Annotated in this window: 22 protein-coding genes and 1 tRNA gene; 14 read left to right on the forward strand and 9 right to left on the reverse strand. The window is 66.2% G+C overall.

The genetic code is table 11. The features are described from left to right. Nucleotides 1-28 precede the first annotated feature (28 nt). From ACFWF1_RS17030 to ACFWF1_RS17040, 3 genes are all read right to left on the reverse strand, one after another. On the reverse strand, nucleotides 29-601 hold the full coding sequence (locus tag ACFWF1_RS17030; protein WP_379289362.1) for a permease: 573 nt from the start codon (nucleotides 599-601) through the stop codon (nucleotides 29-31). Between the two features lie 96 nt (nucleotides 602-697). Next, the gene (locus ACFWF1_RS17035; protein WP_379289364.1) at nucleotides 698-1,159 is read right to left on the reverse strand and encodes a peroxiredoxin; all 462 of its coding nucleotides are present in this window, start codon (nucleotides 1,157-1,159) and stop codon (nucleotides 698-700) included. Between the two features lie 115 nt (nucleotides 1,160-1,274). Next, nucleotides 1,275-1,568 (reverse strand): hypothetical protein, encoded by a 294-nt coding sequence (locus ACFWF1_RS17040; protein WP_379289365.1) that lies wholly within the window; start codon nucleotides 1,566-1,568, stop codon nucleotides 1,275-1,277. Nucleotides 1,569-1,773: 205 nt separating this feature from the next. On the opposite strand from ACFWF1_RS17040, the gene ACFWF1_RS17045 reads away from it, so the two are divergent. The 7 genes from ACFWF1_RS17045 to ACFWF1_RS17075 all read left to right on the forward strand — a co-directional run bounded on the left by ACFWF1_RS17045 (nucleotide 1,774) and on the right by ACFWF1_RS17075 (nucleotide 9,319). Continuing rightward, a complete protein-coding gene (locus ACFWF1_RS17045; protein ID WP_379289366.1) occupies nucleotides 1,774-3,321 on the forward strand; it encodes an anthranilate synthase component I in 1,548 nt (515 codons plus the stop codon). After that, nucleotides 3,318-4,193, forward strand: a complete 876-nt coding sequence (locus ACFWF1_RS17050; protein WP_379289367.1) for a TIGR02234 family membrane protein — start codon at nucleotides 3,318-3,320, stop codon at nucleotides 4,191-4,193. Before ACFWF1_RS17045 ends, ACFWF1_RS17050 begins: the two co-directional genes overlap by 4 nt. 183 nt (nucleotides 4,194-4,376) lie before the next feature. Then, complete coding sequence (trpC, locus tag ACFWF1_RS17055; RefSeq protein ID WP_357391335.1) at nucleotides 4,377-5,195, forward strand: indole-3-glycerol phosphate synthase TrpC; 819 nt, start codon at nucleotides 4,377-4,379, stop codon at nucleotides 5,193-5,195. Beyond that, a complete protein-coding gene (gene trpB / locus ACFWF1_RS17060) occupies nucleotides 5,192-6,454 on the forward strand; it encodes a tryptophan synthase subunit beta (RefSeq protein ID WP_379289369.1) in 1,263 nt (420 codons plus the stop codon). Before trpC ends, trpB begins: the two co-directional genes overlap by 4 nt. Nucleotides 6,455-6,527: 73 nt before the next feature. Continuing rightward, entirely contained in the window at nucleotides 6,528-7,328 is an 801-nt protein-coding gene (trpA, locus tag ACFWF1_RS17065; RefSeq protein WP_379289371.1) for a tryptophan synthase subunit alpha, read from the forward strand. A gap of 86 nt (nucleotides 7,329-7,414) precedes the next feature. Next, nucleotides 7,415-8,557 (forward strand): prolipoprotein diacylglyceryl transferase, encoded by a 1,143-nt coding sequence (gene lgt / locus ACFWF1_RS17070; protein WP_379289372.1) that lies wholly within the window; start codon nucleotides 7,415-7,417, stop codon nucleotides 8,555-8,557. 246 nt (nucleotides 8,558-8,803) lie between these two features. Next, nucleotides 8,804-9,319, forward strand: a complete 516-nt coding sequence (locus ACFWF1_RS17075; protein WP_379289374.1) for an NINE protein — start codon at nucleotides 8,804-8,806, stop codon at nucleotides 9,317-9,319. Between the two features lie 98 nt (nucleotides 9,320-9,417). Here ACFWF1_RS17075 and ACFWF1_RS17080 read toward each other — a convergent pair whose 3' ends face one another. Both ACFWF1_RS17080 and ACFWF1_RS17085 read right to left on the reverse strand, forming a co-directional pair. Then, nucleotides 9,418-9,756, reverse strand: coding sequence for a hypothetical protein (locus ACFWF1_RS17080; RefSeq protein ID WP_379289376.1), 339 nt, complete (start codon nucleotides 9,754-9,756; stop codon nucleotides 9,418-9,420). Between the two features lie 49 nt (nucleotides 9,757-9,805). Further along, complete coding sequence (locus ACFWF1_RS17085) at nucleotides 9,806-10,420, reverse strand: hypothetical protein (RefSeq protein WP_379289378.1); 615 nt, start codon at nucleotides 10,418-10,420, stop codon at nucleotides 9,806-9,808. Nucleotides 10,421-11,017: 597 nt separating this feature from the next. Between ACFWF1_RS17085 and ACFWF1_RS17090 the strand changes: the two genes are divergently transcribed. The 5 genes from ACFWF1_RS17090 to ACFWF1_RS17110 all read left to right on the forward strand — a co-directional run bounded on the left by ACFWF1_RS17090 (nucleotide 11,018) and on the right by ACFWF1_RS17110 (nucleotide 16,553). After that, a complete protein-coding gene (locus ACFWF1_RS17090; RefSeq protein WP_379289509.1) occupies nucleotides 11,018-11,746 on the forward strand; it encodes an amino acid ABC transporter substrate-binding protein in 729 nt (242 codons plus the stop codon). Between the two features lie 12 nt (nucleotides 11,747-11,758). Continuing rightward, on the forward strand, nucleotides 11,759-12,427 hold the full coding sequence (locus ACFWF1_RS17095; protein WP_379289380.1) for an amino acid ABC transporter permease: 669 nt from the start codon (nucleotides 11,759-11,761) through the stop codon (nucleotides 12,425-12,427). A gap of 72 nt (nucleotides 12,428-12,499) precedes the next feature. Continuing rightward, nucleotides 12,500-13,981, forward strand: coding sequence for a hypothetical protein (locus ACFWF1_RS17100; protein ID WP_379289382.1), 1,482 nt, complete (start codon nucleotides 12,500-12,502; stop codon nucleotides 13,979-13,981). 224 nt (nucleotides 13,982-14,205) lie between these two features. After that, complete coding sequence (pyk, locus tag ACFWF1_RS17105) at nucleotides 14,206-15,624, forward strand: pyruvate kinase (RefSeq protein WP_379289384.1); 1,419 nt, start codon at nucleotides 14,206-14,208, stop codon at nucleotides 15,622-15,624. Between the two features lie 95 nt (nucleotides 15,625-15,719). Next, nucleotides 15,720-16,553: an acyl-CoA thioesterase gene (locus tag ACFWF1_RS17110; protein ID WP_379289511.1), complete on the forward strand. Its 834-nt coding sequence runs from the start codon at nucleotides 15,720-15,722 to the stop codon at nucleotides 16,551-16,553. A 72-nt stretch (nucleotides 16,554-16,625) separates the two neighbouring features. Here the strand turns inward: ACFWF1_RS17110 and ACFWF1_RS17115 are convergent, their stop codons facing one another. The 4 genes from ACFWF1_RS17115 to ACFWF1_RS17130 form a co-directional block, all read right to left on the reverse strand. Further along, nucleotides 16,626-17,045, reverse strand: a complete 420-nt coding sequence (locus ACFWF1_RS17115; RefSeq protein ID WP_379289385.1) for a hypothetical protein — start codon at nucleotides 17,043-17,045, stop codon at nucleotides 16,626-16,628. Between the two features lie 135 nt (nucleotides 17,046-17,180). Further along, nucleotides 17,181-17,801 (reverse strand): low molecular weight phosphatase family protein, encoded by a 621-nt coding sequence (locus ACFWF1_RS17120; RefSeq protein WP_379289386.1) that lies wholly within the window; start codon nucleotides 17,799-17,801, stop codon nucleotides 17,181-17,183. Nucleotides 17,802-18,053: 252 nt separating this feature from the next. Further along, nucleotides 18,054-18,566 (reverse strand): monooxygenase family protein, encoded by a 513-nt coding sequence (locus ACFWF1_RS17125; protein WP_379289387.1) that lies wholly within the window; start codon nucleotides 18,564-18,566, stop codon nucleotides 18,054-18,056. 1,919 nt (nucleotides 18,567-20,485) lie between these two features. Then, nucleotides 20,486-20,569 (reverse strand) — tRNA-Leu (locus tag ACFWF1_RS17130). A 224-nt stretch (nucleotides 20,570-20,793) separates the two neighbouring features. Between ACFWF1_RS17130 and ACFWF1_RS17135 the strand changes: the two genes are divergently transcribed. Beyond that, the gene (locus ACFWF1_RS17135; protein WP_150406672.1) at nucleotides 20,794-21,411 is read left to right on the forward strand and encodes an ANTAR domain-containing response regulator; all 618 of its coding nucleotides are present in this window, start codon (nucleotides 20,794-20,796) and stop codon (nucleotides 21,409-21,411) included. Nucleotides 21,412-21,707: 296 nt separating this feature from the next. Beyond that, nucleotides 21,708-22,907, forward strand: a complete 1,200-nt coding sequence (locus ACFWF1_RS17140; RefSeq protein ID WP_379289389.1) for a branched-chain amino acid ABC transporter substrate-binding protein — start codon at nucleotides 21,708-21,710, stop codon at nucleotides 22,905-22,907. Nucleotides 22,908-23,003 lie beyond the last annotated feature (96 nt).

The following is a 23,003-nucleotide window of genomic DNA, read 5'->3' on the forward strand; positions in this document are numbered from 1 at the left end:
ATGCAGATGCTGAGTAGCGTGAGTTCACTCACAAACCGTCCGGGCGGGTCATGGCCGGATCGGCGGTGGTCGGCTGGGTGGTTTGCCGCTTCGGATGCCTGCGCCGCCACCAGCGCGCGATGATCAACGCCAGCGCCGCGAGCCAGATCGCGGCGGCGGCGATCGCACCGGCCATCGTGGCGCCGCGGAAGGCGGGCGCGTCGACATCGAGAATCCGTTGTCCCGCATGGGCGGCGTTGCTGCCGCCGAGCACGATGGTCAGCGTCATCAGATTGGGGATCGCGACGAGCACGGCGATCACCACGGCCGCGCCCGCCATGAACCGGCCGCCCCGGCGCCGCCACACCCGCAGCGCAAACAACAGCAGGAACAGCGGGATCACCGTGCACACGCCGCCGAAGACCAGACCCCAGCCGATGCCCTTGGCGAAGCTGCCGTTGACCATCTCCGCGATTCGCTGCGCCCACCAGCGTGGGATGAACGCGGACAGGATGAAGTAGGCGATGAACAGCACGGCGAGCACCGCGAGCCCGCCGATCACCCAGGTCTTCCAGGCGATCCCGGTCGATTTCTGCTCCAGCTGTCCGTCGGTCGCAGTCATGAGCCCAGCGTAAGCCGGGTGAGCGGCGGAAACGTGGTGATCGCTCCGGCGTTTCCGGTACGACCGTCCCGAGTGTCGCCCGGGACGCGCCGGGAACTACTGCGCGCGCTCGCGCAGGAACTTCAGCGCCTCGTCAGCGTGCACGTTGGCGCGCAACTCGCCGGTGATGATCTTGCGGACGGTGCGGTCCTGATCGATGACGAAGGTCTGCCGCTTGACCGGCGCCAGCTTGCCGAGCAGCCCGCGCTTGACGCCGAACTGCGCGGCGACCGTGCCATCGGGGTCGGACAGCAGCGGATAACCGAGCCCCTGCTTGTCGGCGAAACCGGCCTGGGTGTCGACGCCGTCGGCGCTGATGCCGGCGCACGAGGCGCCGAGCGCGGCGAAGTCGCCTGCCACGTCACGGAAATGGCAGGCCTCCGCGGTGCACACCGGGGTGTTGGCGGCGGGATAGAAGAAGAGGACCAGTGGACCGTCCGCGAGCAACGCGTCGAGCGAACGGGGCGTGCCGGTTTGATCGGGGAGCTCGAACTGGGGGGCGAGCTGTCCTGTCTGCATAGAAAGGGACAGTACCGGGCACATGTCGCACCCGGTACCGGTCCGTTCGGGCTCAATGGCCAACCGCCTGCCTGCCGGCCGTCTGCGGCCTGCCTGCCGGCGACGCGGCTACGTCCTATATGCCGATCAGTGCCGCGACTTCGGGGTTCTTGATCTGCATGACGTCGAGAATGCCGTGCGCGCGCAGGAACGGCTTGAGTTCCTTGATCCGGTCGGCGTGCGTGGCGTATTCGTCCGGGAAGTGGTTCTTGTCCAGGGATTCGAGGGCCTTCGCGTAGGTGACGAAGGTGGCTAGTGCGTTCGGGGCACCCTGTTGGCCTGGCTTCGACTGCAGACCGACCATCCGTGGGGGCTGGCTCGGCGCACCGCCCGGGGCGGCATGCCTGCCCTCCGGTTGCGAGGGGTACATCAGTTGTCTCCTCTCGATCATGGATACCGCGTGCGAGATGGAACGGAGCGAGCATAGAGACGCCCGTCACAGCGCTTCCTGGGGGATGAGAACCGGGCGGTCGTGTTTGTGACTGGTGTGAATTGGAGGGGGTGCGTCATCGACCCCGCGGATCCCTTCGGGGTGCGCCCGGGAAGGTGTCGGACGGACCTGGGAGGATGGGCTCATGCAAGGCGCGTCGACTCCCACCACCACGACCCGTGCACAGTTCCACCAGCTGGCCGCGGAACATCGAGTTGTCCCGGTGACCCGAAAGGTGTTGGCGGACTCCGAAACTCCGCTCTCCGCGTACCGCAAGCTGGCCGACGACCGAGCGGGAACGTTCCTGTTCGAGTCGGCGGAGAACGGACGATCGTGGTCGCGCTGGTCGTTCATCGGCGCGGGCAGCCCGTCGGCGTTGACCGTGGTCGACGGCGAGGCGGCGTGGCTCGGCAACATCCCGGTCGACGCGCCCTCCGGCGGCGATCCGCTGCAGGCGCTGCGCGAAACCCTCGAACTGCTGCAGACCGAGCGACTGCCCGGCCTGCCGCCGCTCACCAGCGGCATGGTCGGCTACCTCGGCTACGACGCGGTGCGCCGGATCGAACGGCTGCCGAACCTGGCACTCGACGATCTGCGACTGCCCGAGATGGTGCTGCTGCTGGCCACCGATCTCGCCGCGTTCGACCATCACGAGGGCGCGATCACGCTGATCGCCAACGCCGTCAACTGGAACGGCACCGCCGACCGGGTCGACGAGGCCTATGACGACGCGGTCGCCCGGCTGGACCGGATGACCGAGGCGCTGGCCGCCCCCGCACCGTCCACGGTGTCGGTTTTCGATCGGCCCGAGCCGGAATTCCGCCGCCGCCGCACTACCGAGGAATTCGGAGTCGGCGTGCGCCGCCTGGTCAAGGAGATCGAGGCGGGCGAGGCGTTCCAGGTGGTGCTCTCGCAGCGTTTCGAAATGGACTACGACGGCGCGCCGCTGGACCTGTACCGGATGTTGCGCGCGTCGAACCCGAGCCCGTACATGTACCTGCTGCACATCCCGGACGGCGACGGCGGCACCGCGTTCTCCATCGTCGGCTCCAGCCCGGAAGCGCTGGTCACCGTGAAAGACGGTGTCGCGACGACACATCCGATCGCGGGCACCCGCTGGCGCGGCGCCACCGAGGAGGACGACCTGCTGCTGGAGAAGGGCCTGCTCGCCGACGAGAAGGAAAACGCCGAGCACCTGATGCTCGTCGACCTCGGCCGCAACGACCTCGGCCGGGTCTGCCAGCCGGGCACCGTCCGGGTCACCGAGTACCGGCACATCGAGCGCTACAGCCACGTGATGCACCTGGTCTCCACGGTGTCGGGCCGCCTCGCGGAAGGCAAGATCGCGTTCGACGCGGTGCGCGCCTGCTTCCCGGCGGGCACGCTGTCCGGTGCGCCGAAGGTGCGCGCGATGGAACTCATCGAAGAGCTCGAGCCGACCCGCCGCGGCGTCTACGGCGGCGTCGTCGGTTACCTCGACTTCGCCGGTGACGCGGACACCGCGATCGCGATCCGCACCGCGCTTCTGAAAGAGGGCACCGCCTACGTCCAGGCGGGCGCGGGCATCGTCGCCGATTCGGTCGCCGAATACGAGGACGTCGAGGCCCGCAACAAGGCGATGGCGGTGCTCAAGGCGATCGCGGCGGCGAAGACGGTGCGCGCGTACGGCGCGACGAACGGCGGCGACGCATGACGGCGGGGCCCAGCGACGGCGACCCCGCCATCCCAGGGGCCGATTCGGGACGGCCGACCGAAACGTCGGCCCTCGATTCCAGCGTTCACCGCGACGACCACGCCAGCGGTGAAAGTGCCGGGGCGACACCCGATCCCGACCTCGTCACCCCGGAAACCGCGGGTGCCGAGACGGTCGAACCCGCGCGGCGCAAATCCCCGATCGGCGCGCTCGTCCTGCTCGCCGTCGCGGCCGCCGCGCTGTGGGGCTCCTCGCGGATGACCTGGGTGACGGTCACCTCCACCGACGGCCTCACCGAACCACGCACCGACCACCTCAACGGCGGCGTCTGGTTCGGCGCGCTCACCCCGCTGGCCCTGGTGCTGCTCGCCTCGATCGCGGCCGTGCTGGCCACCAGGGGCTGGCTACGCCGCGTCCTCGGCGTGGTCCTCGCCCTGGTCGCCGCCGTAGCCGCGGTACCGGCCTTCGCCTTGCTCACCAACTCCGGCAAGATCGCCGAACGCGCCGCAAAGCTGGCCGAGCTCCCCGCCCGGGCGCAGGTCGGCGAGGCGACCACCTCGGTACTCCCAGCCGTACTCGCCCTGCTCGGCGCGCTGGCGGCGTTCGCGGCGGGCGGATTGCTCGCCCGGATGCCACAGGACACCGCGCGACTGTCCGGCAAATACGACAACCCGGTGGTCCGCCGCGCCGCCGCCACCGAGCAGGTGACCAAGCAGCGCGACGACGCCGCCGAACCGGGCAGCACCCAGCTGTCCGAACGCGTGCTGTGGGACGCGCTGGACGCGGGCACCGACCCCACCGAGGACGCGGTGAACTCCGGTGGGCGACCCGACGATCCGGACGCAGGCCGGCCGGGCGGACCTGTCCGCTGAGCGATTCGCGCACGGCGACTGTGGCGGTACCCACCTTGCGCACGGACTGGTTGCCTGGTCCACAACATGCCCCGGCGCAAACGCGCCCGGTACGCCCATTTATTCTTTGTCAGCATCGGTGAGACAGCGCCTGGGGAGATTCTCAGGCAGCAAGTCCGTCTCCCCAGAAAGGATTCGAGCCAGATGACGGTACTCGACTCGATTCTCGACGGGGTCCGCGCGGATGTCGCCGCGCGGGAAGCCCTCCTCGATTTCCAGGCGATCAAAGCGGCCGCCGCGGCGGCCAACAGCCCGCTCGACGCACGCGCGGCCCTCCTCGAAGACGGCATCGGCGTGATCGCCGAGGTGAAGCGGGCCAGTCCCTCCAAGGGCGAACTCGCCGACATCCCCGACCCGGCCAGCCTGGCCAAGTCGTACGAGGATGGCGGCGCGCGCATCATCAGCGTGCTGACCGAAGGCCGCCGCTTCCACGGGTCGTTGGAAGACCTGGACGCGGTCCGCGCCACCGTGAGCATCCCGATCCTGCGCAAGGACTTCGTCGTCGGGCCGTATCAGATCCACGAGGCCCGCGCGCACGGCGCCGACGTGATCCTGCTGATCGTCGCGGCGCTGGAGCAGGACGTGCTGTCCTCGCTCATCGACCGCACCGAATCGCTCGGCATGACCGCGCTCGTCGAGGTGCACACCGAGGAGGAGGCCGACCGCGCGCTCGAGGCAGGCGCCTCGGTGATCGGCGTGAACGCCCGCAACCTCAAGACCCTGGAAGTGGACCGGGACGTGTTCGCCCGGATCGCGCCCGGCCTGCCCACCGAGGTCATCCGGATCGCCGAATCCGGCATCCGCGGCACTGCCGACCTGCTGGCCTACGCCGGTGCCGGGGCGGACGCCGTCCTCGTCGGCGAGGGCCTGGTGACCAGCGGTGATCCGCGCGCCGCCGTGTCCGAGCTGGTGACCGCGGGCACCCACCCGTCCTGCCCGAAGCCGGCGCGGCGGGGCCGGTGACCGGAGTGACCGAACTACCCAAGGCCAGCGACGGCGTCGCGCACCGCAGCAAGCACGAGCCCGACACCGGCGGCCACTTCGGCGTCTACGGCGGCAGGCACGTGCCCGAGGCGCTGATGGCGGTCATCGAAGACGTCACCGCGGTCTACGAGAAGGCCCGGCTCGACCCGGACTTCCTCAACGAGCTCGACCGGCTGCAGCGCGACTACACCGGGCGCCCGTCGCCGGTGTTCGAATGCACGCGGCTCGCCGAGCATGCGGGCGGCGCGCGCATCCTGCTCAAGCGAGAAGACCTGAACCACACCGGTTCTCACAAGATCAACAATGTGCTCGGCCAGGCCCTGCTCGCCAAGCGGATGGGCAAGACCCGCATCATCGCGGAGACCGGCGCGGGCCAGCACGGCGTCGCCACCGCGACCGCCTGCGCGCTGCTCGGCCTCGACTGCGTCATCTACATGGGCGCCGTCGACACCGCGCGGCAGGCCTTGAACGTGGCCAGGATGCGGCTGCTCGGCGCCGAGGTCATCTCGGTGACCACCGGCTCGCAGACGCTCAAGGACGCGATCAACGAGGCCCTGCGCGACTGGGTCAGCAACGCCGACGACACCTACTACTGCTTCGGCACCGCCGCGGGCCCGCACCCGTTCCCCATGCTGGTGCGCGACTTCCAGCGCGTCATCGGGCTGGAAGCCCGCGTGCAGGTACAGGAATCCACCGGCAAGCTGCCCGACGCGGTCGTCGCCTGCGTGGGCGGCGGCTCCAACGCCATCGGCATCTTCCACGCCTTCCTCGACGATCCCGACGTCCGCCTGATCGGCTACGAGGCGGCCGGCGACGGCGTCGAAACCGGCAGGCACGCGGCCACTTTCACCGGTGGCACGCCGGGTGCGTTCCAGGGCGCCTACTCGTACCTGCTGCAGGACGAGGACGGCCAGACCATCGAGTCGCACTCCATCTCGGCCGGTCTGGACTACCCGGGCGTCGGCCCGGAGCACGCGCTGCTCAAGGACATCGGTCGCGCGGAGTACCTGCCGATCACCGACACCGAGGCGATGGACGCGCTGCTGTTGCTCAGCCGTCGCGAGGGCATCATCCCCGCGATCGAGTCCGCGCACGCGGTCGCTGGCGCGCTGCAATTGGGCAAGGAACTCGGGCCCGGCGCGGTCATCCTGGTGAATCTGTCCGGCCGCGGCGACAAGGACATGGATACGGCGGCGCGCTGGTTCGGGCTGTTCGATGAGGGGGCGGTGCAGTCGTGAGGGAGCGCAGCGAGCGAACCATGGATACAGCGTCTATGGCGTCGACGGAGCCGAGCGTCAGCGAGGCGCAGTCGTGAGTCAACAGTCTCGTCTTGCCAATACCTTTGCCGCGACGCGCGGTGAAGGCCGTGCGGCGCTCATCGGCTACCTGCCCGCGGGCTACCCGGATCTGGCCGGTTCCATCGAGGTCGTCCGCGCCATGGTCGAATCCGGTTGCGACATCATCGAAGTCGGCGTCGCCTACTCCGATCCGGTGATGGACGGCCCGACCATCCAGGCCGCCGCCGATCAGGCGTTGCGCGGCGGCGTGCGGGTCCGCGACGTGTTCTCCGTCGTCGAGGCGATCACCTCGGCGGGTGGACAGGCCGTGGTGATGAGCTACTGGAACCCGGTGCTGGCGTACGGCGTCGACCGTTTCGCGCGTGACCTGGCCGGCGCCGGTGGCGCGGGCATCATCACGCCGAACCTCATTCCGGAAGAGGCCGACGACTGGTTCGTCGCCTCGTCCACGCACAACCTGGACCGCATCTTCCTGGTCGCGCCGTCCTCCACCGAGGAGCGTCTGGTGAAGACCCTGGAGGCGTCGCGCGGCTTCGTGTACGCGGCCTCGACCATGGGCGTCACCGGCGCCCGCGATGTGGTGTCCTCCGCGGCGCCCGCATTGTGCGCGCGGATCCGGGCGCATTCCGACATCCCGATCGGCGTCGGTCTCGGCGTTCGCTCGGGCGCGCAGGCGGCCGAAATCGCTTCCTACGCAGACGGAGTCATCGTGGGTTCGGCGCTGGTGAGCGCCGCCGGTGAGAGCCTCGACGCGGTCCGCGCGCTGACCGCCGAACTGGCCGAGGGTGTGCGTTCGGCGACCGTCGCCTCCTAGCCCGCTCGACCGCTCCCCGGGTCTGGGGACGACTGTGCCGGTGCGGTGGTTCCAGTGTCGCTGAGCTTCTCCGCTACGGTGGCCCCGTGACCTTACGAGTCCTGGCGTACATACCCAGCCCCCCGCAGGGCGTGTGGCACATCGGCCCATTCCCGCTGCGGGCCTACGCGCTGTGCATCATCATCGGCATCGTCGTCGCCATCTGGTGGGGCGAACGGCGCTGGCGCGACCGCGGCGGACAGCAGGGCGCGATCCTGGACGTCGCGATGTTCGCGGTGCCGTTCGGTCTGGTCGGTGGCCGGCTCTATCACGTCGCCACCGACTGGCAGAAGTACTTCGGCCCCGACGGCGACCCCAAGGCCGCGCTGGAGATCTGGAACGGCGGCCTCGGCATCTGGGGCGCGGTGGCGCTCGGTGGCGTCGGCGCCTGGATCGGCTGCCGGGTGTATCGAATCCCGTTGCCCGCATTGGGTGATGCGATCGCCCCGCCGATCCTGCTGGCCCAGGCCATCGGCCGCCTCGGCAACTACTTCAACCAGGAGCTGTACGGCCGCAAGACCGACCTTCCCTGGGGCCTGGAGATCTACTTCCGCTACAACGACAACCTGAAGCCGGACGCGATGAACGGCGTCTCCAATGGCGTCGTCGACAAGGTCGTGCACCCGACGTTCCTGTACGAGCTGATCTGGAACGTGCTGATCGTGGTGCTGCTCGTGCAGCTGGACAAGCGCTACCAGATCGGGCACGGGCGCCTGTTCGCGCTCTACGTCGCGGGTTACAGCTTCGGCCGGTTCTTCGTCGAGTTGATGCGTGACGACGAGGCGACCAAGATCGCGGGCATTCGGATCAACTCGTTCACCTCGGCGGTCGTATTCCTCGCGGCCATCGCCTATTTCGTGTTCGCGACCAAGGGCAGGGAAACCGCCGAACAGTTGCAACCGTCGACGGAACGTCGGCCGTGGCCGTGGCAGTTCGGCAAGTTGCGTGCGGCGGCCGCCGCGTCCGAGGCGGCGCTGGCCTCGGACAAGGTTGCGCTGGAAAAGGATTCGGCCGACGAGACCGACGGCGCGACAGCTACGGACAAACTCGAGACAGACGAGTCGACCGAAGTAATCGAGGCGACTGCCGAGGAACCGGCAACCAGCACGGACGCCGACACCGCCACCGCCGAGGACACCGCCACGGTGAAGACCGCAGCGAAGAAAGCCACGGATTCCGACAAGTCCTGAATACGACGGTGCCGCCGCCCATTACGCGGCGGCACCGCCGTACGCCCACCGGTTTGCTCCGAATTTCCCCTCGCCGATAACGATGGCGTATCGCCTGCGATAACCCGGGGGAGAGCCGAGCATTACGGGGCGACAAATCACACTGGTCCGACCACAATGACTCGTGATCGTCGCGAGCATCTTCCCCGCTCGGCAGATCGATCAATGCCGGGCAGAGGGTGCCCAGCACGAATGAGGAGGACATTGGTGACCGACCCCTACCAGCAGAACAACCCAGGATTCGGCGGACCGCAGTACGGTCCGCCCGGTACGGGGCCGGATCTGAACAAGCCGCAGGACACCTCGGCGCTGCCGCAGTACGACTCGCAGCCCTACGCCCAGCAGCCGCCCGCCGACCCGTACGCCCAGCCGCAGTACGGCCAGCCCAACCCGTACGGCCAGCAGCCGGGCGGCTACCCACCGGCCGGTGGGTTCGGCCCGCAGGGCTACAACCCGAACGATCCGGAAGCGCCGTGGGGCCGTGACCAGTTCGGTGCCCCGTTCTCCGACAAGCAGAAGCTCGTGGCGGGCCTGCTGCAGATCTTCCTCGGCAGCTTCGGCGTCGGCCGCTTCTACACCGGCCACACCGGCCTGGGCGTCGCACAGCTCATCGTCAGCGCGGTAACCTGCTTCACCCTCGGCTGGATCTGGGGCGTGATCGACGGCATCTTGATGCTGACCGGCAAGGTCCCCGACAGCGACGGCCGCCCCCTGCGCGATTGACGGTGTAGCCGAGCGACAACACCTGACCGGCCCCGCTTGTTGGCAAGCGGGGCCGGCGTTATGTCCGGCCCGGTGGGACCGGAGCCGTCAGACCGGCACTATCCGCCGCAGCGGTCAGCCATTCCGCTGGCAATGCCGAATGCGATGAAGCAAGGGATCACCTTCGCGGGCAAGGGGTAGACAAGGCAGGCGCCCGCCGCCGCCGAGGCGATTGCTTTCGGGACTCCGTTCTGTTCCAGGCAGCGGATGGCATCATCTACTCTTCCCTTTTTGAGCGGAGCCATGGGAAGCCCGGCGGTATACGCGGATACTCGAGTGATCTGGTGATTGACCCGAGTTTCACTGGGCTGTGTTTCCGCATTCGCCGCCGGGGCGAAGAGCATGGCAGCGGCGGCAACCGGGATGGCAATGGAGATGGTTTTGCGAATTACGCTCATTGTTGACTATCTTTCTATCGTGCTTTTATCTGTTAGGGATGGGGGAAGGTCAGAGCTTGGAGAGTGCGCGACCTTGGCAGTAAGCGGCGGTAGCTTCGCCGATGCCACCCCCGATGAGGCAGGCGGCCAGACCCGGGCCGATAGCGAATCTGCAGGCCGTCATTACCGCGGTGAGCAGCCATGCGGGAATTCCGGCGCCGGAAAGGCATGAGTTCAGCTCCCGGACCGCATCGCCGATGCCGCGTTTGATCGCCCGATCCGTCGCGGCGGTGAAGTCCTGGTCGAGTACGACCTGATCCTTCGACCACGTCGTAACGTGTCCGGCGTCGGGCGTGTACTCGGTGACATGAACCTCGCTGTAGTCGGTGACCTCGTTGTCGCGGTTCACCACGAGCTGCAGGTTGCTGAACGGCGTGCCGCCGGTCGCCACCGGGATCGTGACGCGGAGTTCACCGTTTGCCGCAGTCTGCGTCATCCGGGTGAAGTCGAGAGCCGAGAGGTCGGCATTGACCTTGACGGAGCCGGATTCGATCGAATCGGTGACGGTTCGAATCGCCGCGGCCGAAGTCGGTGGTGCGGCCGCGAACGCCGGTGCGGTGGTGCTCGCGCCGGCCAAGGCGGTGAGTATGATTGCGCTGGTCGCTACGGACCTACTGATGATCATCGAGAAATCCAATCGTTGGTTGGTATGTGACTTATTGCGTGCATGCGCAGATCTCGGGTCGGGGAGTGACAGCTCCCCGACTCGGATTTTCTGGTCGGCATATCTCTAATCAGTCAGCTGAGCTCCTTTCGTGGCATGTCGAAATAACCTCATGAGTTGCCGGATTTGTCTGTCGCTGGTTATTGACGCATCGATCTCCGGATCGGTTCCGTCCATTTCAGATTCTTGACAGTGCCGGCTATATGACTTGGCATCGCTGCCACCGCGACGTGCGCCGGACGCTCGGCGATATCGAGTGACCCCGTGGCGGAGGTGGCAGCGGGCAGCGTGACCGAACCACGGTCGAAGAGGGACGGCATCGACGATCCGGCGGTGCCTGCCCGGCGCGGTCGCGGCAGGTCAGGGGCCCGAGAAATGGGGCAGCGGCTCGCGACTCGTCGTCGGATTCGGCGAGTGCAACCCTTGCGCGCACCATGATCGATATAGGGTCCTTCGGATGAGTCCCGGCGTAGCATGAGCCGGATTTGCGTGTTGTGCGTGGGATGTCCGCGTACCGAAGAGAGGGAACCCGTGCGTCGCAAGCTGTTCGCCGCCGCCATGCTCGCCATCGTCGCCGCCACCGGGCTCACTGCCTGCGGTAGCAGCAGCGATCCGAATGTGTTGAAGGTCGGCACCGAAGGCACCTACTCCCCGTTCAGCTTCCAGGGCGCCGACGGCAAGATCACCGGCTACGACGTCGAGGTGATCCAGGCGATCGGCGACAAGCTCGGCAAGAAGGTCGAATTCGTGCAGACCCCGTGGGACGCCATCTTCGCCGGACTCGAGTCCAAGCGCTTCGACCTGGTGGCCAACCAGGTGACCATCAACGACGAGCGCAAGGGCAAGTACGCGCTGTCCGCCCCGTACACCACCTCCGACGGCGTGATCGTCACCCGCGCCGACAACAACGGCATCAGCACCCTGGCCGACCTGAAGGGCAAGACTTGCGCCCAGTCCGCCACCAGCAACTGGGGCAAGGTCGCCACCAATGCGGGCGCGAAGGTCGAGGCGGTGGAAGGCTTCGTGCAGGCCATCCAGCTGTTGAAGAACGGCCGCGTCGACGCCACCGTCAACGACACCCTCGCCGTCGCCGAGTACACCAAGAAGACCGGCGACACGGGCGTGAAGGTCTCCGGCAAGACCGGCGAGACCAGCCAGCAGGCCTTCGCCGCCCGCAAGGACGACGCGCTGATCAAGGACGTGGACAAGGCGCTCACCGAACTGCGCGCCGACGGCACGCTGGCCAAGATCTCGGACAAATACTTCGGCACCGACGTCAGCAAGTAGCCGACGCCCTCCATGGACCCCGCTACCAGGGAACTGATCTGGCACAACCTGTGGCCGATGCTGCAGGCCACCCTCAAGATGACCATCCCGCTCACCGCGGTCAGCTTCGTCATCGGCCTGGCGATCGCGTTGTTCGTCGCGCTGGCCAGGATGTCACCGGTGTGGCCGCTGTCGGCGGCCGCCCGGTTCTACATCTCGATCATCCGCGGCACGCCGCTGCTGGTGCAGCTGTTCATCGTGTTCTACGCGCTGCCGCAGTTCGGGTTGGTGATCGATCCGTTCCCGGCGGCGGTGATCGCGTTCAGCCTCAATGTCGGTGGCTACGCCGCGGAGATCGTGCGCGCGTCCATTCTCAGCGTCGCGAAGGGGCAGTGGGAGGCCTCGCAGGCGTTGGGTCTGACGTATCCGCAGATGATGCGGCTGATCATCCTGCCGCAGGCGTCGCGCATCGCGGTGCCGCCGTTGTCGAACACGTTGATCTCGTTGGTGAAGGACACGTCGCTGGCCTCCACCATCCTGGTGACCGAACTGCTGCGGGTCGCTCAGCTGGCGGCCGCGCCGACTTTCGATTTCTTCGCGCTGTACGGCGTCGCGGCGATCTACTACTGGGTCATCTGCCTGATCCTCGGCTTCGGCCAGACCAGGCTGGAGACGCGGCTCGCGCGGCACGTGGCCACCTGACGCGCCCCTCCTTTTCCCGGCTTGGCGGCCGCTCGACCCGGCGCTAGGTTGTCCGGATCGGAAGGGGCTGCGGTGGACGGCTGGTATGTGCTCGAAGCCAGTGCGCCACATCGCTGTCGAATGCCGGTGCGGGACAACGCGCTACCGGTGGCTGTCGCGGCCGGCGAGTCGCTCGCCGCGGACTACTTCCGCGGGTGGTTGAGTTATCGCGCGTTGTTCGGGCAGTGGTTCCTGCGGCTCTGGTGGACGGCGCGTCCGCCGGAAAGTCTGTGGGAGGTCGATCGGGTTGCCGCGCGTGGCGAATGCCTGCTCGCGGTGGGACCGCTGGACGAGGTGGTTGTCGAGTTGCGGCACACCGTCGATGGGGTGCCGCATCGGTATCGGATCGCGCGTCGAGTCGCGCCCGACTCGTCGTCGCGCACCGTGCGGTTCGGGCTCGGTCATGCGGTGACGGCTCGCGCCGACGAGGTGTTCGATGTGGACGCGGCCGCCGAGTTGTTCTGTGCCTACTACCGCACCGGAACCGTCCCGAGTGTGGAATATGTACTGCGGGAACTCGATTCGCCGGATGTGCTCACCGATTTCGGCGCGCAGACGCACGTGCTGACCGTCGAGTACGACCAGCTGCGGCCGGTGCTGGCGACGGTCGCCGACGGCGAGTTCGCAAAGGTGTTGCAGGAGTTCGACGTCGACGCGGGTTTCGCCGTGCTCGTCCTGTCGCCGCTGCCGCCGGGGCGGACGTGGGCCGAGCTGGCAGGCGACGAGGCCACCGGGACCGAGGAATTCGTGCAGGCCGCCGGTTCGGGCGGGCGATACCTGGTCGAATGGCGAAAATGGGATGGCGACGATTACCGAGTGTTCGTCATCGGTCGTCACGCTACGTCGCCGGCGGAGAGTCTGACCGAGTCGATGCGGCGACTCGGTGTGCTGGGGGAGGAGATTCGGGCACTGCGGGTTTCTATGGACCGGACGGTGGACTCGATCAACGTCCAGGCGGTCGAGTTGGCGAGTGTCGCGGATTTCCCGGAGATCAAGTCCGCCGAGATCGTTTACTCGGAGCCGACGACCGCCCTCGAGTATCCGGAGCCCACAACCGCGCCTCTCCCCGTGACCGAAGCCGCCGAGATCAGGCATTCGGACCCGACGATCGCACGCGGGCATCCGGAACCCACGACCGCGCCTCTCCCGATTACCGAGGCGGCCGAGATCAGGCAATCGGAGCCCACGATCGCGCCGCCACCGATGACCGAGGTGGCCCCGATCTTTTACTCGGAACCGTCGCTGGCACCGCCCACCGCTCACGACTCGGCGAACAGCGCTGTCCTACAACCCGGTCCGATCGATGAACCCCTCGCGCCCGACCCCGCGGATGCCTCGCCGCACCACCCATCGACCGAAGACATCCCGATCACCTTCGACGGCCACCTCCAACACGTCCACCCGAACGAGGTCTTCACACCGGCCGAAGTCGACCTCCTCCTCGTCCACTACACCCGCACCGGCACCCTCCCCGACCGCGGCTACAGCTACCGCGAAATCACCCTCGATTCGTGACCCAGCAACCCTGCGCCGACCCGTCCAATTCCATCGATTCGGCCTCGCGAATTTCTACCAGCGAGTAACATTTCCGGGTCATGTTTCAAATACATCGCGTTGGCCTGGGATGTTGCGCCATCCGTAACGCTTGTAGGTTTCACCAAGTCGCGAACGTTTTTTTCACTCAGCTTTCACCTGGGGCACAGGCGGCCCCGGGCACTGGTCGGGACTAGGCTCTACCCGTGATGCGACGGACGAAGATTGTGTGCACGCTCGGCCCGGCTACTGCCTCCGAGGACCGTATCCGCGAACTCGTCGAGAGCGGCATGGACGTGGCTCGACTGAACTTCAGTCACGGCGAACACGCGGATCACGCTGATAATTACAAGAAGGTACGGGCGGCCTCCGATCACCTCGGCAGAGCGGTCGGCATTCTCGCCGACCTCCAGGGACCGAAGATCAGGCTCGGCCGATTCATCGAGGGCAAGACCGTCTGGGCGACGGGTGAAGAAGTCAGGATCACCGTCGACGAGGTCGACGGAACCCACGACCGTGTTTCGACCACATACAAGGAACTCGCGCAGGACGCGAAGGCGGGCGATCGACTGCTCGTCGATGACGGCAAGGTCGGGCTCACCGTGATCCGGGTAGACGGCAACGACGTCGTCTGCCGGGTCACCGAGGGTGGACCGGTCTCCAACAACAAGGGTGTTTCGCTGCCGGGCATGGATGTCTCGGTGCCCGCGCTGTCCGAAAAGGACATCGAGGACCTGGAATTCGCGCTGAAGCTCGGTGTCGACTTCATCGCGCTGTCGTTCGTGCGGTCCCCGGCCGATGTGGAGCTGGTGCACGACATCATGGACCGGGTCGGCCGCCGGGTGCCGGTGATCGCCAAGCTGGAGAAGCCGGAGGCGATCGACAACCTGGAAGCCATCGTGCTCGCGTTCGACGCGGTCATGGTGGCCCGCGGCGACCTCGGCGTCGAGCTGCCGCTGGAGCAGGTGCCGCTCGTGCAGAAGCGGGCCATCCAGATGGCGCGCGAGAACGCCAAGCCGGTGATCGTGGCGACCCAGATGCTGGAGTCGATGATCGAGAACTCGCGCCCCACCAGGGCCGAGGCCTCCGACGTCGCGAACGCGGTGCTCGACGGCGCCGACGCGGTGATGCTCTCCGGCGAGACCTCGGTCGGCGCGTGGCCGATCGAGACGGTGCGCACCATGGCGCGCATCGTGCACGCGGTGGAGACCGAATCCACCAGGGTGCCCCCGCTGACCCACGTGCCGCGCACCAAGCGCGGCGTCATCTCCTACGCCGCCCGCGACATCGGCGAGCGGCTCAACGCGAAGGCACTGGTCGCGTTCACCCAGTCCGGTGACACGGTGCGTCGCCTGGCCCGGCTGCACACCCCGCTGCCGCTGCTGGCGTTCACCCCGCTGCCGGAGGTGCGCAGCCAGCTCGCGCTGACCTGGGGTACCGAGACGTTCATCGTGCCGATGGTGGACACCACCGACGCTATGATCCACCAGGTCGATGTAGCACTGCTGTCCATGGAGCGATACCAAAAGGGTGACCTCGTGGTAATCGTGGCCGGCTCCCCGCCGGGTACGGTCGGTTCCACCAACCTGATCCACGTGCATCGCATCGGTGAGGAGGATCATTAATAGTGAACAGCTCCCTTGGAGGGTCGGTCGTCGATTCGTCGGCGGCCGGGAAGTCTGATCTGGACGTTTTACTCGGTCTGCTCGATCTGGAGCAGATGGACGAGGATGTGTTCGTCGGTCAGCATCCGGAGAAGGTGTGGAGCCGCACATTCGGCGGCCAGCTCGTCGCGCAGGCGATCATCGCGGCGGGCCGCACGGTCGGTGACCGTCCGGTGCACGCGATCAACGCGCATTTCGTGCGCGGCGGCGATACGAAGAAGCCGATCGAGTACCGGGTAGACCGGCATCGCGACGGCAGAGCGTTCGCCAACCGCACCGTCACCGCCCTCCAGGACGATCAAGAGCTGTTCGTGATGCTCGCGGCGTTCCAGGACTGGAACAAGGGGCTCGAGCACGGGCACCCGCTGCCCGACGTGCCCGACCCGGACACGCTGCCGCGCATCGAGGAGAGCTTCGTCGGCTTGGAAGACAAGCTGGCGATGTTCATCAAGGCGCCGCACCCGATCGACATGCGCTACACCAACGACCCGGCCTGGATCATGAAGGCGACGGGGGAGCGGCTCAACCACAATCGGGTGTGGATGCGCACGGACGGGCGGCTGCCCGACGATCCGCTGCTGCATGTCGCGACGCTGGGTTATTCGTCCGACACCACGGTGCTGGATTCGATCATCACCACGCACGGGTTGTCCTGGGGGCTCGACCGGATCGTGGCGGCGACGGTGAATCATTCGATCTGGTTCCACCGGCCGTTCCGGTTCGACGAGTGGGCGCTCTACGCCACCGAATCCCCGGTGGCATCGGGCTCGCGTGGCCTGGCCACCGGTCGTTTCTTCTCCCGCGCGGGCGAGCTGCTGGCCACCACCGTGCAGGAGGGGCTGATCCGGCACTTCCCGGCGCGGGGCAAGTCGCCCGCGCAGGAGGTCTAGTCATCCGCTGAACTTCGCCGCATCCGCTTCCCGATCCGCTGGGAAGCCGGTGCGGCGCAGTCGTTTCCGGCGTCAGATCCGTTCGCGCTCGATGTCGAGATCCAGGTCGGCGCGCTGCTTGGCGCGGATCGAGAACGGAATGTGCTGGCCGGGTTCGGTGCTCGCGGCACCGTAGATCCCGTGCAGCAGTTGCTGTTCCAGCCCGGCCATGTCGGCGTCGGTCAGTTCGGCGGGCGCGCCGACCAGGCTCAGCGCGATCTCGTAGGTGCCGCGCTCACCCGGCTCGTCGCCCGGATGCTCCATCCGCCACTGGGTTTCGAGCGTCACGTGGGTCGGCTCGTCGGTGTCCACCGGTAGCGTGAAGCGCCAGGCGAACACCTCGCGGTCCTGCAGGTAATCGTCCACAACCTCGCGTACGGTCTCGACGACTCGCTCGAGGGTTTCCGGTGTCACATACACATGGAGCGAAACATCCGAAATGCGTTTCGGCATGTCGATTCCTGTCGTGTGTCGAACCAGCAACGGTGGAAGTTGGTGTCCGCGGGAGTGTAATACGTCCGGCCGGGAAATGGACATAGCAGCTTTGCATTGCTGTGTCGGGAGAGTGATATTCGGTGAGTCGGAAGACTACCTGATGCGGTGCGCCGCGAGGAAAGAAGCCAGCGGCGGAGCCGCCTCGCCGGGCTCGATAACCAGGCCGGGGCGCTCGTCCGCGACCGGTCTGCTCTGCTCGTGCGGGGCCAGCGCGAGCAGCAGCGGCACCAACGCCTCGGCGATCCGGTCGCCCACCTCGCAGTACGCCTGCTCGGACAGCCCGACCGGGTCGGTGATGTTCTCCCGGCCGACGATCGACAGGTCGTTGCGGGCCCGGTGCAGTTCGGCGATCGAGCGGGCGCCGGTCACATGCGCGATCCGGTGCGCTTCCAGCAGGGTGAAGGTGCGGGCCGCGACGCCGAAGCCCATCTCGCTCACCGTGTCGCGGAGCTGCTGGGTCATGGTCAGCACCAGATCGGCGTTGTCGACCATCTCGTCCTTGAGCCGCCGCGCCTTGAATCCGCTCGCGTCCGCGCCCAGGCCTTCGATGGCCTGCGCGGCCAGCGGTTCGGCCGGAAAGCCGACCAGGGCACGGGTGCCAGCGCTCTCCGCGGTGAGGTTAGGCAGGCCGTGTTCGATCGCGAGCGCGCGGGTGAGGCGCTCGGCAATCACCGAACGGCAAACATTGCCGTTGCAGACGAACAGGACGTGCATAGGAATACGGTAAACGTTCGATAACGCTGCCGATGTCCGAAAACCTCCGAAACCCACGGTCTAGACCAATATTTCATCTACAGGTCAGGTGCCGTACACGAATAGCGGCGCACATGAGGCGTGCGTCGCATTGGTGGTTGATCATGTTCGACTGTGTCCCTCTGCACTTACCCTGCACCGGGATCATCGAAACGCAATGTTGTGATTGCGTTGTGATAGGACCGTACAGCAGATCATAGGATGATTGGGTACCTAGTCGAGTTCGCCACTGTAGTAAGTCTTTTCGTCCACCACCGGCGCAACCTTCGACGGCTGGTCCTGCACCCGGCCCCTGGTGGAGAACATCCGCCCGCGCGAGGCGATCACCGGCGCGAACCGCGCCATCCCCGTCGAGGCGTCCATGTCGTCGTACATCGCGTCGATGCCACCCCGCAGGAAGTACGCCTCATGCCAGAACCCCGTCCCGCCCGAGTCCTGCAGGAACTTCTGCCACCAGTCCCGATGCGGCGCCGACCGAGTCCACGCCTCCAGGCTGTCCAGATCCCGCCAGTACTGCCGAGCCCCCCAGTGCGGCGGAAACAGCGACCAGATCACATCCTCGTGCGACAGCAGCCCATCCGGCCGATCCTGATGTGAGCTATACAGTTTCGGTCCCAGCCCGAGCAGCCGCAGCATGCCGCGCGGCTTACGCACCCGCATCCCGAGATAGATGACGACAAGATCCGGATACCCGTCCAGATCCACCGTGGTCCTACTCACCCGCATCGCAACCTCCGCTGATTTGGGCGTTCTATCTGCTCACCCTACGCGTGAATACGAGGCCGGTGGCCGAACAGTTCGATGGGTTTCCCTGGTGGTGCGTGCCGTTCGCCGGCACGTCGATCCGAAGTCGAGCTGGCTCAGTACGGGTACGCCGTCCGGGTGACGGTGTGGTGGTGCTGGGCGCGTCGTGTGGGGTACTCGGCTTTAGGCGCATGACAGGTGCGTGGTGTCGCGTTCCCGAGGTGGTCATCGGGTTGTGGATGCGTCTCGAGATTGGTTAGTGGTGGAGCTGTTCGTCGTTTGCGTTCACGCACCAGTTCTTCCTCCGCATACCTGTCGAGTCACTGACAGGTATGCGGAGAACCGACGAGCTGTGCGAAGTATCAAGCGGCTGTGCGAAGTTGAGGTCGTCCGTTGCGATCAAGGCGGCAGGTGTGTCCCGCCGCGCACTGGTTCTCGTGCCGCGCACAAAATCGTCAGCAATTTCGTGCGCACCAGCACAAGAAGTGCGCGGGGTGACGAATTGGGTGCGGAAGGAGGGGCTCGCCGAGCCGCGCGTGGTAGGCGGCGATGGTTCTTTGCTCGGCACAAGGGGTGTGAGCACCGTTTGTGTCACCTGCACGCCCTCTATACGAGGTGTTCGGCTTATGGCCGGGGTGCGCACTTAGTACGCGGTAGTGCGGGGATAGAAGCTGTTTTGGAACGTTCCAATAGACAATGGCCGTTTTTTCGTAATCGACTGAATTCCAAAAGTTTTCGTCGGTGGTCTGACATAAGGTATTGACACCTCCAGCCGAGGGGCGATGGACCTAGTCCACACATCGCGCCCAGGAAGGAGGTGGTGGGGAATGGCGAAACATCGCCAGGCAAAGGGCAAAGCCCCGGTCGACTACGGCATCTTGCTTGCTACAGCTGCTGTAGTCGCCGGGGTGCTCGTGCTAGTCCGCTGGTTGAGGGGCTAGGAGACCCACCAGGTGGGGCGTCGCGACAACGGCGTCCCACCGCCCAGCATCACTTGCGTGACGACTCGATAATACTCGATTTCGCGCGGGAAGACTTGATTCGAATCAAATCGAGCTTCGTCACAGGATCGAGCGACGATCCGAGACCACGAGATACTCACCAATGGGATACATCCTGTTTGAACGTTCCAATCGGCAATGGCCCTATTTTTCGAAATCGACTGTGTTCCAACAGTTCCCGTCGGTCCTCTGACATAAGGTATTGACACCTCCAACCGAGGGGCGGTGGACAAGGTCCAGACACCGCGCCCAGGAGGGAGGTGGTGGGGAATGGCGAAACATCGCCGGGCAAAGAGCAAAGCCCCGGTCGACTACGGCATTTTGCTTGCAACAGCTGCTGTAGTCGCCGGGGCGCTCCTGCTGGTCCGCTGGTTGAGAGGCTAGCTCTACCCACCAGGTGGGGCGTCGTCACAAGCGGCGTCCCACCGCCCAGCGTCACTTACGTGACGACTCGATATTACTCGATTCGGCACGAGAAGACGTGATTCGAGCGAAAAACAAAGTTGTCATGGGATCAAGAGACGATCTGCGTCCACGAGCTGTGTCCACGAGATGCCCAGCGACACAAGCAAGTCGACTGCCCACCCGAACACTCGGACACGAAGGAAGCGCACACCCCTCAAGCCAACCGCACACTCTCGATATAGAGAGAGTGCCCTTACCAATACAACGTTCGCGCCCCAACACGAACACCCCGAGCCGCCCGGAATGGTCGTCCCCCTCGAGCAACGACGACCTGGGCATGCGATTGACCATGACCCACCAACGCACGCAACCACAACAAGGGGGGTTCGGGGGGCGAAGCCCCGCCGAGCGGGGTCTGGGGGTTGCACCCCCAGATGAAATGACGAGACGACCCCAGTTCGCGCCTTCCGCGAACAGGGATCGCCCATCGTCGAGTGCCGAGTGTGGGACTCGAACCCACACGTCCTTTCGGACAACGGTTTTTGAGACCGTCGCGTCTGCCAGTTCCGCCAACCCGGCGCACCGGGAGGAAATGATAGCGGGTGGGTGGGGCTGGTACCTAACCGGTTGGTCGGCGACCCGCGCGCGGACGGTTTGCCCTGGGTATATGCGTTCTATGCCGAAGTGAAAGGTACTCTTTACATCACTCGATAGCGCGGTGGTGAGGTCGATGGTCGGCTTGTTGGACCAACGTCCACACTGCCGCGTGTCGGGACAGGCATCTGAACCAGAGGGGTCTACCTATGAGTACAGCAGCAGGGGGCGCAAGCACTAAGCGCGACGCGGGGGCGAAGCGGGTTGTCGTCGCGGAGGATGAGGCGCTCATCCGCATGGACCTGGTCGAGATGCTGACCGAAGAGGGTTATCTGGTGGTCGGTGAGGCCGGTGACGGCCAGCAGGCGGTGGATCTGGCGGTGGAGCATCGCCCGGATCTGGTCATCATGGATGTGAAGATGCCGCGCCGGGACGGTATCGATGCGGCGGCCGAGATCGCGTCGAAACGTGTTGCGCCGGTGGTGATTTTGACCGCGTTCAGCCAGCGTGACCTGGTCGAGCGGGCGCGTGATGCCGGTGCGATGGCGTATCTGGTGAAGCCGTTCACCAAGTCGGATCTGGTGCCCGCGATCGAGCTGGCGGCCAGCCGTTTCCATGAGATCACGGCGCTGGAGGGCGAGGTCGCGAACCTGTCCGACCGGCTGGAGACGCGCAAGCTGGTGGAGCGGGCCAAGGGCGTGCTGATGCAGACGCAGGGGCTTTCCGAGCCGCAGGCTTTCAAGTGGATTCAGCGGACCGCGATGGACCGCCGGACTACGATGAAGGCGGTCGCCGAGGTCGTGTTGGAGAACTTGGCTCCCAAGTGAGGGGCGGGGTCCGCTGAGCGGACCGCAACCTTCGCGGTGGCGGGGCACGGCGCGATGAAGGTCTGCGTCCGTCTGGGCTCATTAGACGTGGATTTTACGCGCGCGAAACGCAATCGTGAGCAAAAATTCGACACGATGTCGCGTTCATGATCCGAATGTGATGCGGAACTAACGTATGAACGCTAAGTTCTGACCGGGCTGACGTGGTCGGCCTCCTCGGTGACCCGGGGGAGCACAGGACTTAGAGGTGAAACGTGCTTAGTTCGACATGGCACAGTCGTACGACGCGAGGTGTTTTGGCTATCGGCGCTGCCGCCGCGCTGGTGCTGACCGGATGTAGCGACAAATCGACCAGCACCGGTACGGACTCGTCCGGTACCAGCGGCGCGGCCGGGCTGGCCATCGTCCCGGTGGCGCAGGTAGACATCAACGGCAAAGAGGTCTCGAAGACCGACCCGGCCAAGGCCGCCGATCCCGCCGGTGACGGCAAGGGGACCTGCCCGGCCGGTACCGCGATCGCCTTCGCCGGCGCGTTGACGGGCCCGAACGCCGCGCTCGGGATCAACATCCAGATGGGTGTCAAGCTCGCGCTCGACCAGCACAACAAGGCCAACGCGGGCTGCAAGATCGAACTGAAGTCGTTCGACACCGAGGGCGACCCGCAGAAGGCCACCCAGGTCATCCCGCAGGTCGTCAACGACAAGTCGATCATCGGCCTGGTCGGCCCGGCGTTCTCCGGTGAGACCAAGGCGACCGGCAAGATCCTCAGCGACGCGGGCCTGGTCTCGGTGACCTCTTCGGCCACCAACGCCACGCTCACCCAGAACGGCTGGACCACCTTCTTCCGCGGTCTCGCCAACGATGATGTGCAGGGTCCGTCGGTCGCGAAGTACCTGACCGGCACCTCGGGCTACAAGAAGGTCTGCGTTGTCCAGGACAACAGCGACTACGGCACCGGCTTGGCCAAGAGCATCACCGAGGGTCTCGGCGCCGCGGCCGACGCCGCCTGCTCGTCCAGCATCAAGACCGGTGACAAGGACTTCTCCGCGACGGTCACCAAGATCGCCTCGGCCAACGCCGACGCCGTCTTCTACGCCGGCTACTACGCCGAGGGCGCGCCGCTGGCGCAGCAGCTGAAGTCCGGTGGCTTCAAGGGTGTCTTCATCGGCCCCGACGGCGTCAACGACCCGCAGTTCCTGTCCCAGGCGGGCAGCGCGGCCAAGGGTGCGATGCTGACCTGCCCCTGTGGTCCCGCCCCGGAGAAGTTCGCCAAGGACTACCAGGCCTTCAACGGCCAGGCGTCCGGCGTGTACTCGGTGGAGGCCTACGACCTGGCCACGATCCTGTCCAAGGGCATCGACGGCGGCAAGGTCACCCGTCCGGACCTGCTCGAGTTCGTGAAGTCCTACGACGGTGCCGGCCTGGCGCGTCAGTACAAGTGGAACCCGAACGGCGAGCTGAGCAACGCGTTGATCTGGATCTACACGGTCAAGTAACTCACACGACGAGATCGCGCAGCACGTACCGGGGTTCGCGCGAATCCCAGTACGTGCTGCTGTGTCGTTCGGGCGAATCTATGAGGGCGAATCGAT

The sequence above is a fragment of the Nocardia sp. NPDC060255 genome (assembly GCF_042727395.1).
GTDB lineage: Bacteria > Actinomycetota > Actinomycetes > Mycobacteriales > Mycobacteriaceae > Nocardia.

What these genes read in the sequence shown, in the direction of transcription:
- ACFWF1_RS17030 (WP_379289362.1), bottom strand. Translation starts at nt 601, where the DNA reads ATGACTGCGACCGACGGACAGCTGGAGCAGAAATCGACCGGGATCGCC.
- ACFWF1_RS17035 (WP_379289364.1), bottom strand. Translation starts at nt 1,159, where the DNA reads ATGCAGACAGGACAGCTCGCCCCCCAGTTCGAGCTCCCCGATCAAACC.
- ACFWF1_RS17040 (WP_379289365.1), bottom strand. Translation starts at nt 1,568, where the DNA reads ATGTACCCCTCGCAACCGGAGGGCAGGCATGCCGCCCCGGGCGGTGCG.
- ACFWF1_RS17045 (WP_379289366.1), top strand. Translation starts at nt 1,774, where the DNA reads ATGCAAGGCGCGTCGACTCCCACCACCACGACCCGTGCACAGTTCCAC.
- ACFWF1_RS17050 (WP_379289367.1), top strand. Translation starts at nt 3,318, where the DNA reads ATGACGGCGGGGCCCAGCGACGGCGACCCCGCCATCCCAGGGGCCGAT.
- trpC (WP_357391335.1), top strand. Translation starts at nt 4,377, where the DNA reads ATGACGGTACTCGACTCGATTCTCGACGGGGTCCGCGCGGATGTCGCC.
- ACFWF1_RS17080 (WP_379289376.1), bottom strand. Translation starts at nt 9,756, where the DNA reads ATGAGCGTAATTCGCAAAACCATCTCCATTGCCATCCCGGTTGCCGCC.
- ACFWF1_RS17085 (WP_379289378.1), bottom strand. Translation starts at nt 10,420, where the DNA reads ATGATCATCAGTAGGTCCGTAGCGACCAGCGCAATCATACTCACCGCC.
- ACFWF1_RS17090 (WP_379289509.1), top strand. Translation starts at nt 11,018, where the DNA reads ATGCTCGCCATCGTCGCCGCCACCGGGCTCACTGCCTGCGGTAGCAGC.
- ACFWF1_RS17095 (WP_379289380.1), top strand. Translation starts at nt 11,759, where the DNA reads ATGGACCCCGCTACCAGGGAACTGATCTGGCACAACCTGTGGCCGATG.
- ACFWF1_RS17110 (WP_379289511.1), top strand. Translation starts at nt 15,720, where the DNA reads ATGGACGAGGATGTGTTCGTCGGTCAGCATCCGGAGAAGGTGTGGAGC.
- ACFWF1_RS17115 (WP_379289385.1), bottom strand. Translation starts at nt 17,045, where the DNA reads ATGCCGAAACGCATTTCGGATGTTTCGCTCCATGTGTATGTGACACCG.
- ACFWF1_RS17120 (WP_379289386.1), bottom strand. Translation starts at nt 17,801, where the DNA reads ATGCACGTCCTGTTCGTCTGCAACGGCAATGTTTGCCGTTCGGTGATT.
- ACFWF1_RS17125 (WP_379289387.1), bottom strand. Translation starts at nt 18,566, where the DNA reads ATGCGGGTGAGTAGGACCACGGTGGATCTGGACGGGTATCCGGATCTT.
- ACFWF1_RS17135 (WP_150406672.1), top strand. Translation starts at nt 20,794, where the DNA reads ATGAGTACAGCAGCAGGGGGCGCAAGCACTAAGCGCGACGCGGGGGCG.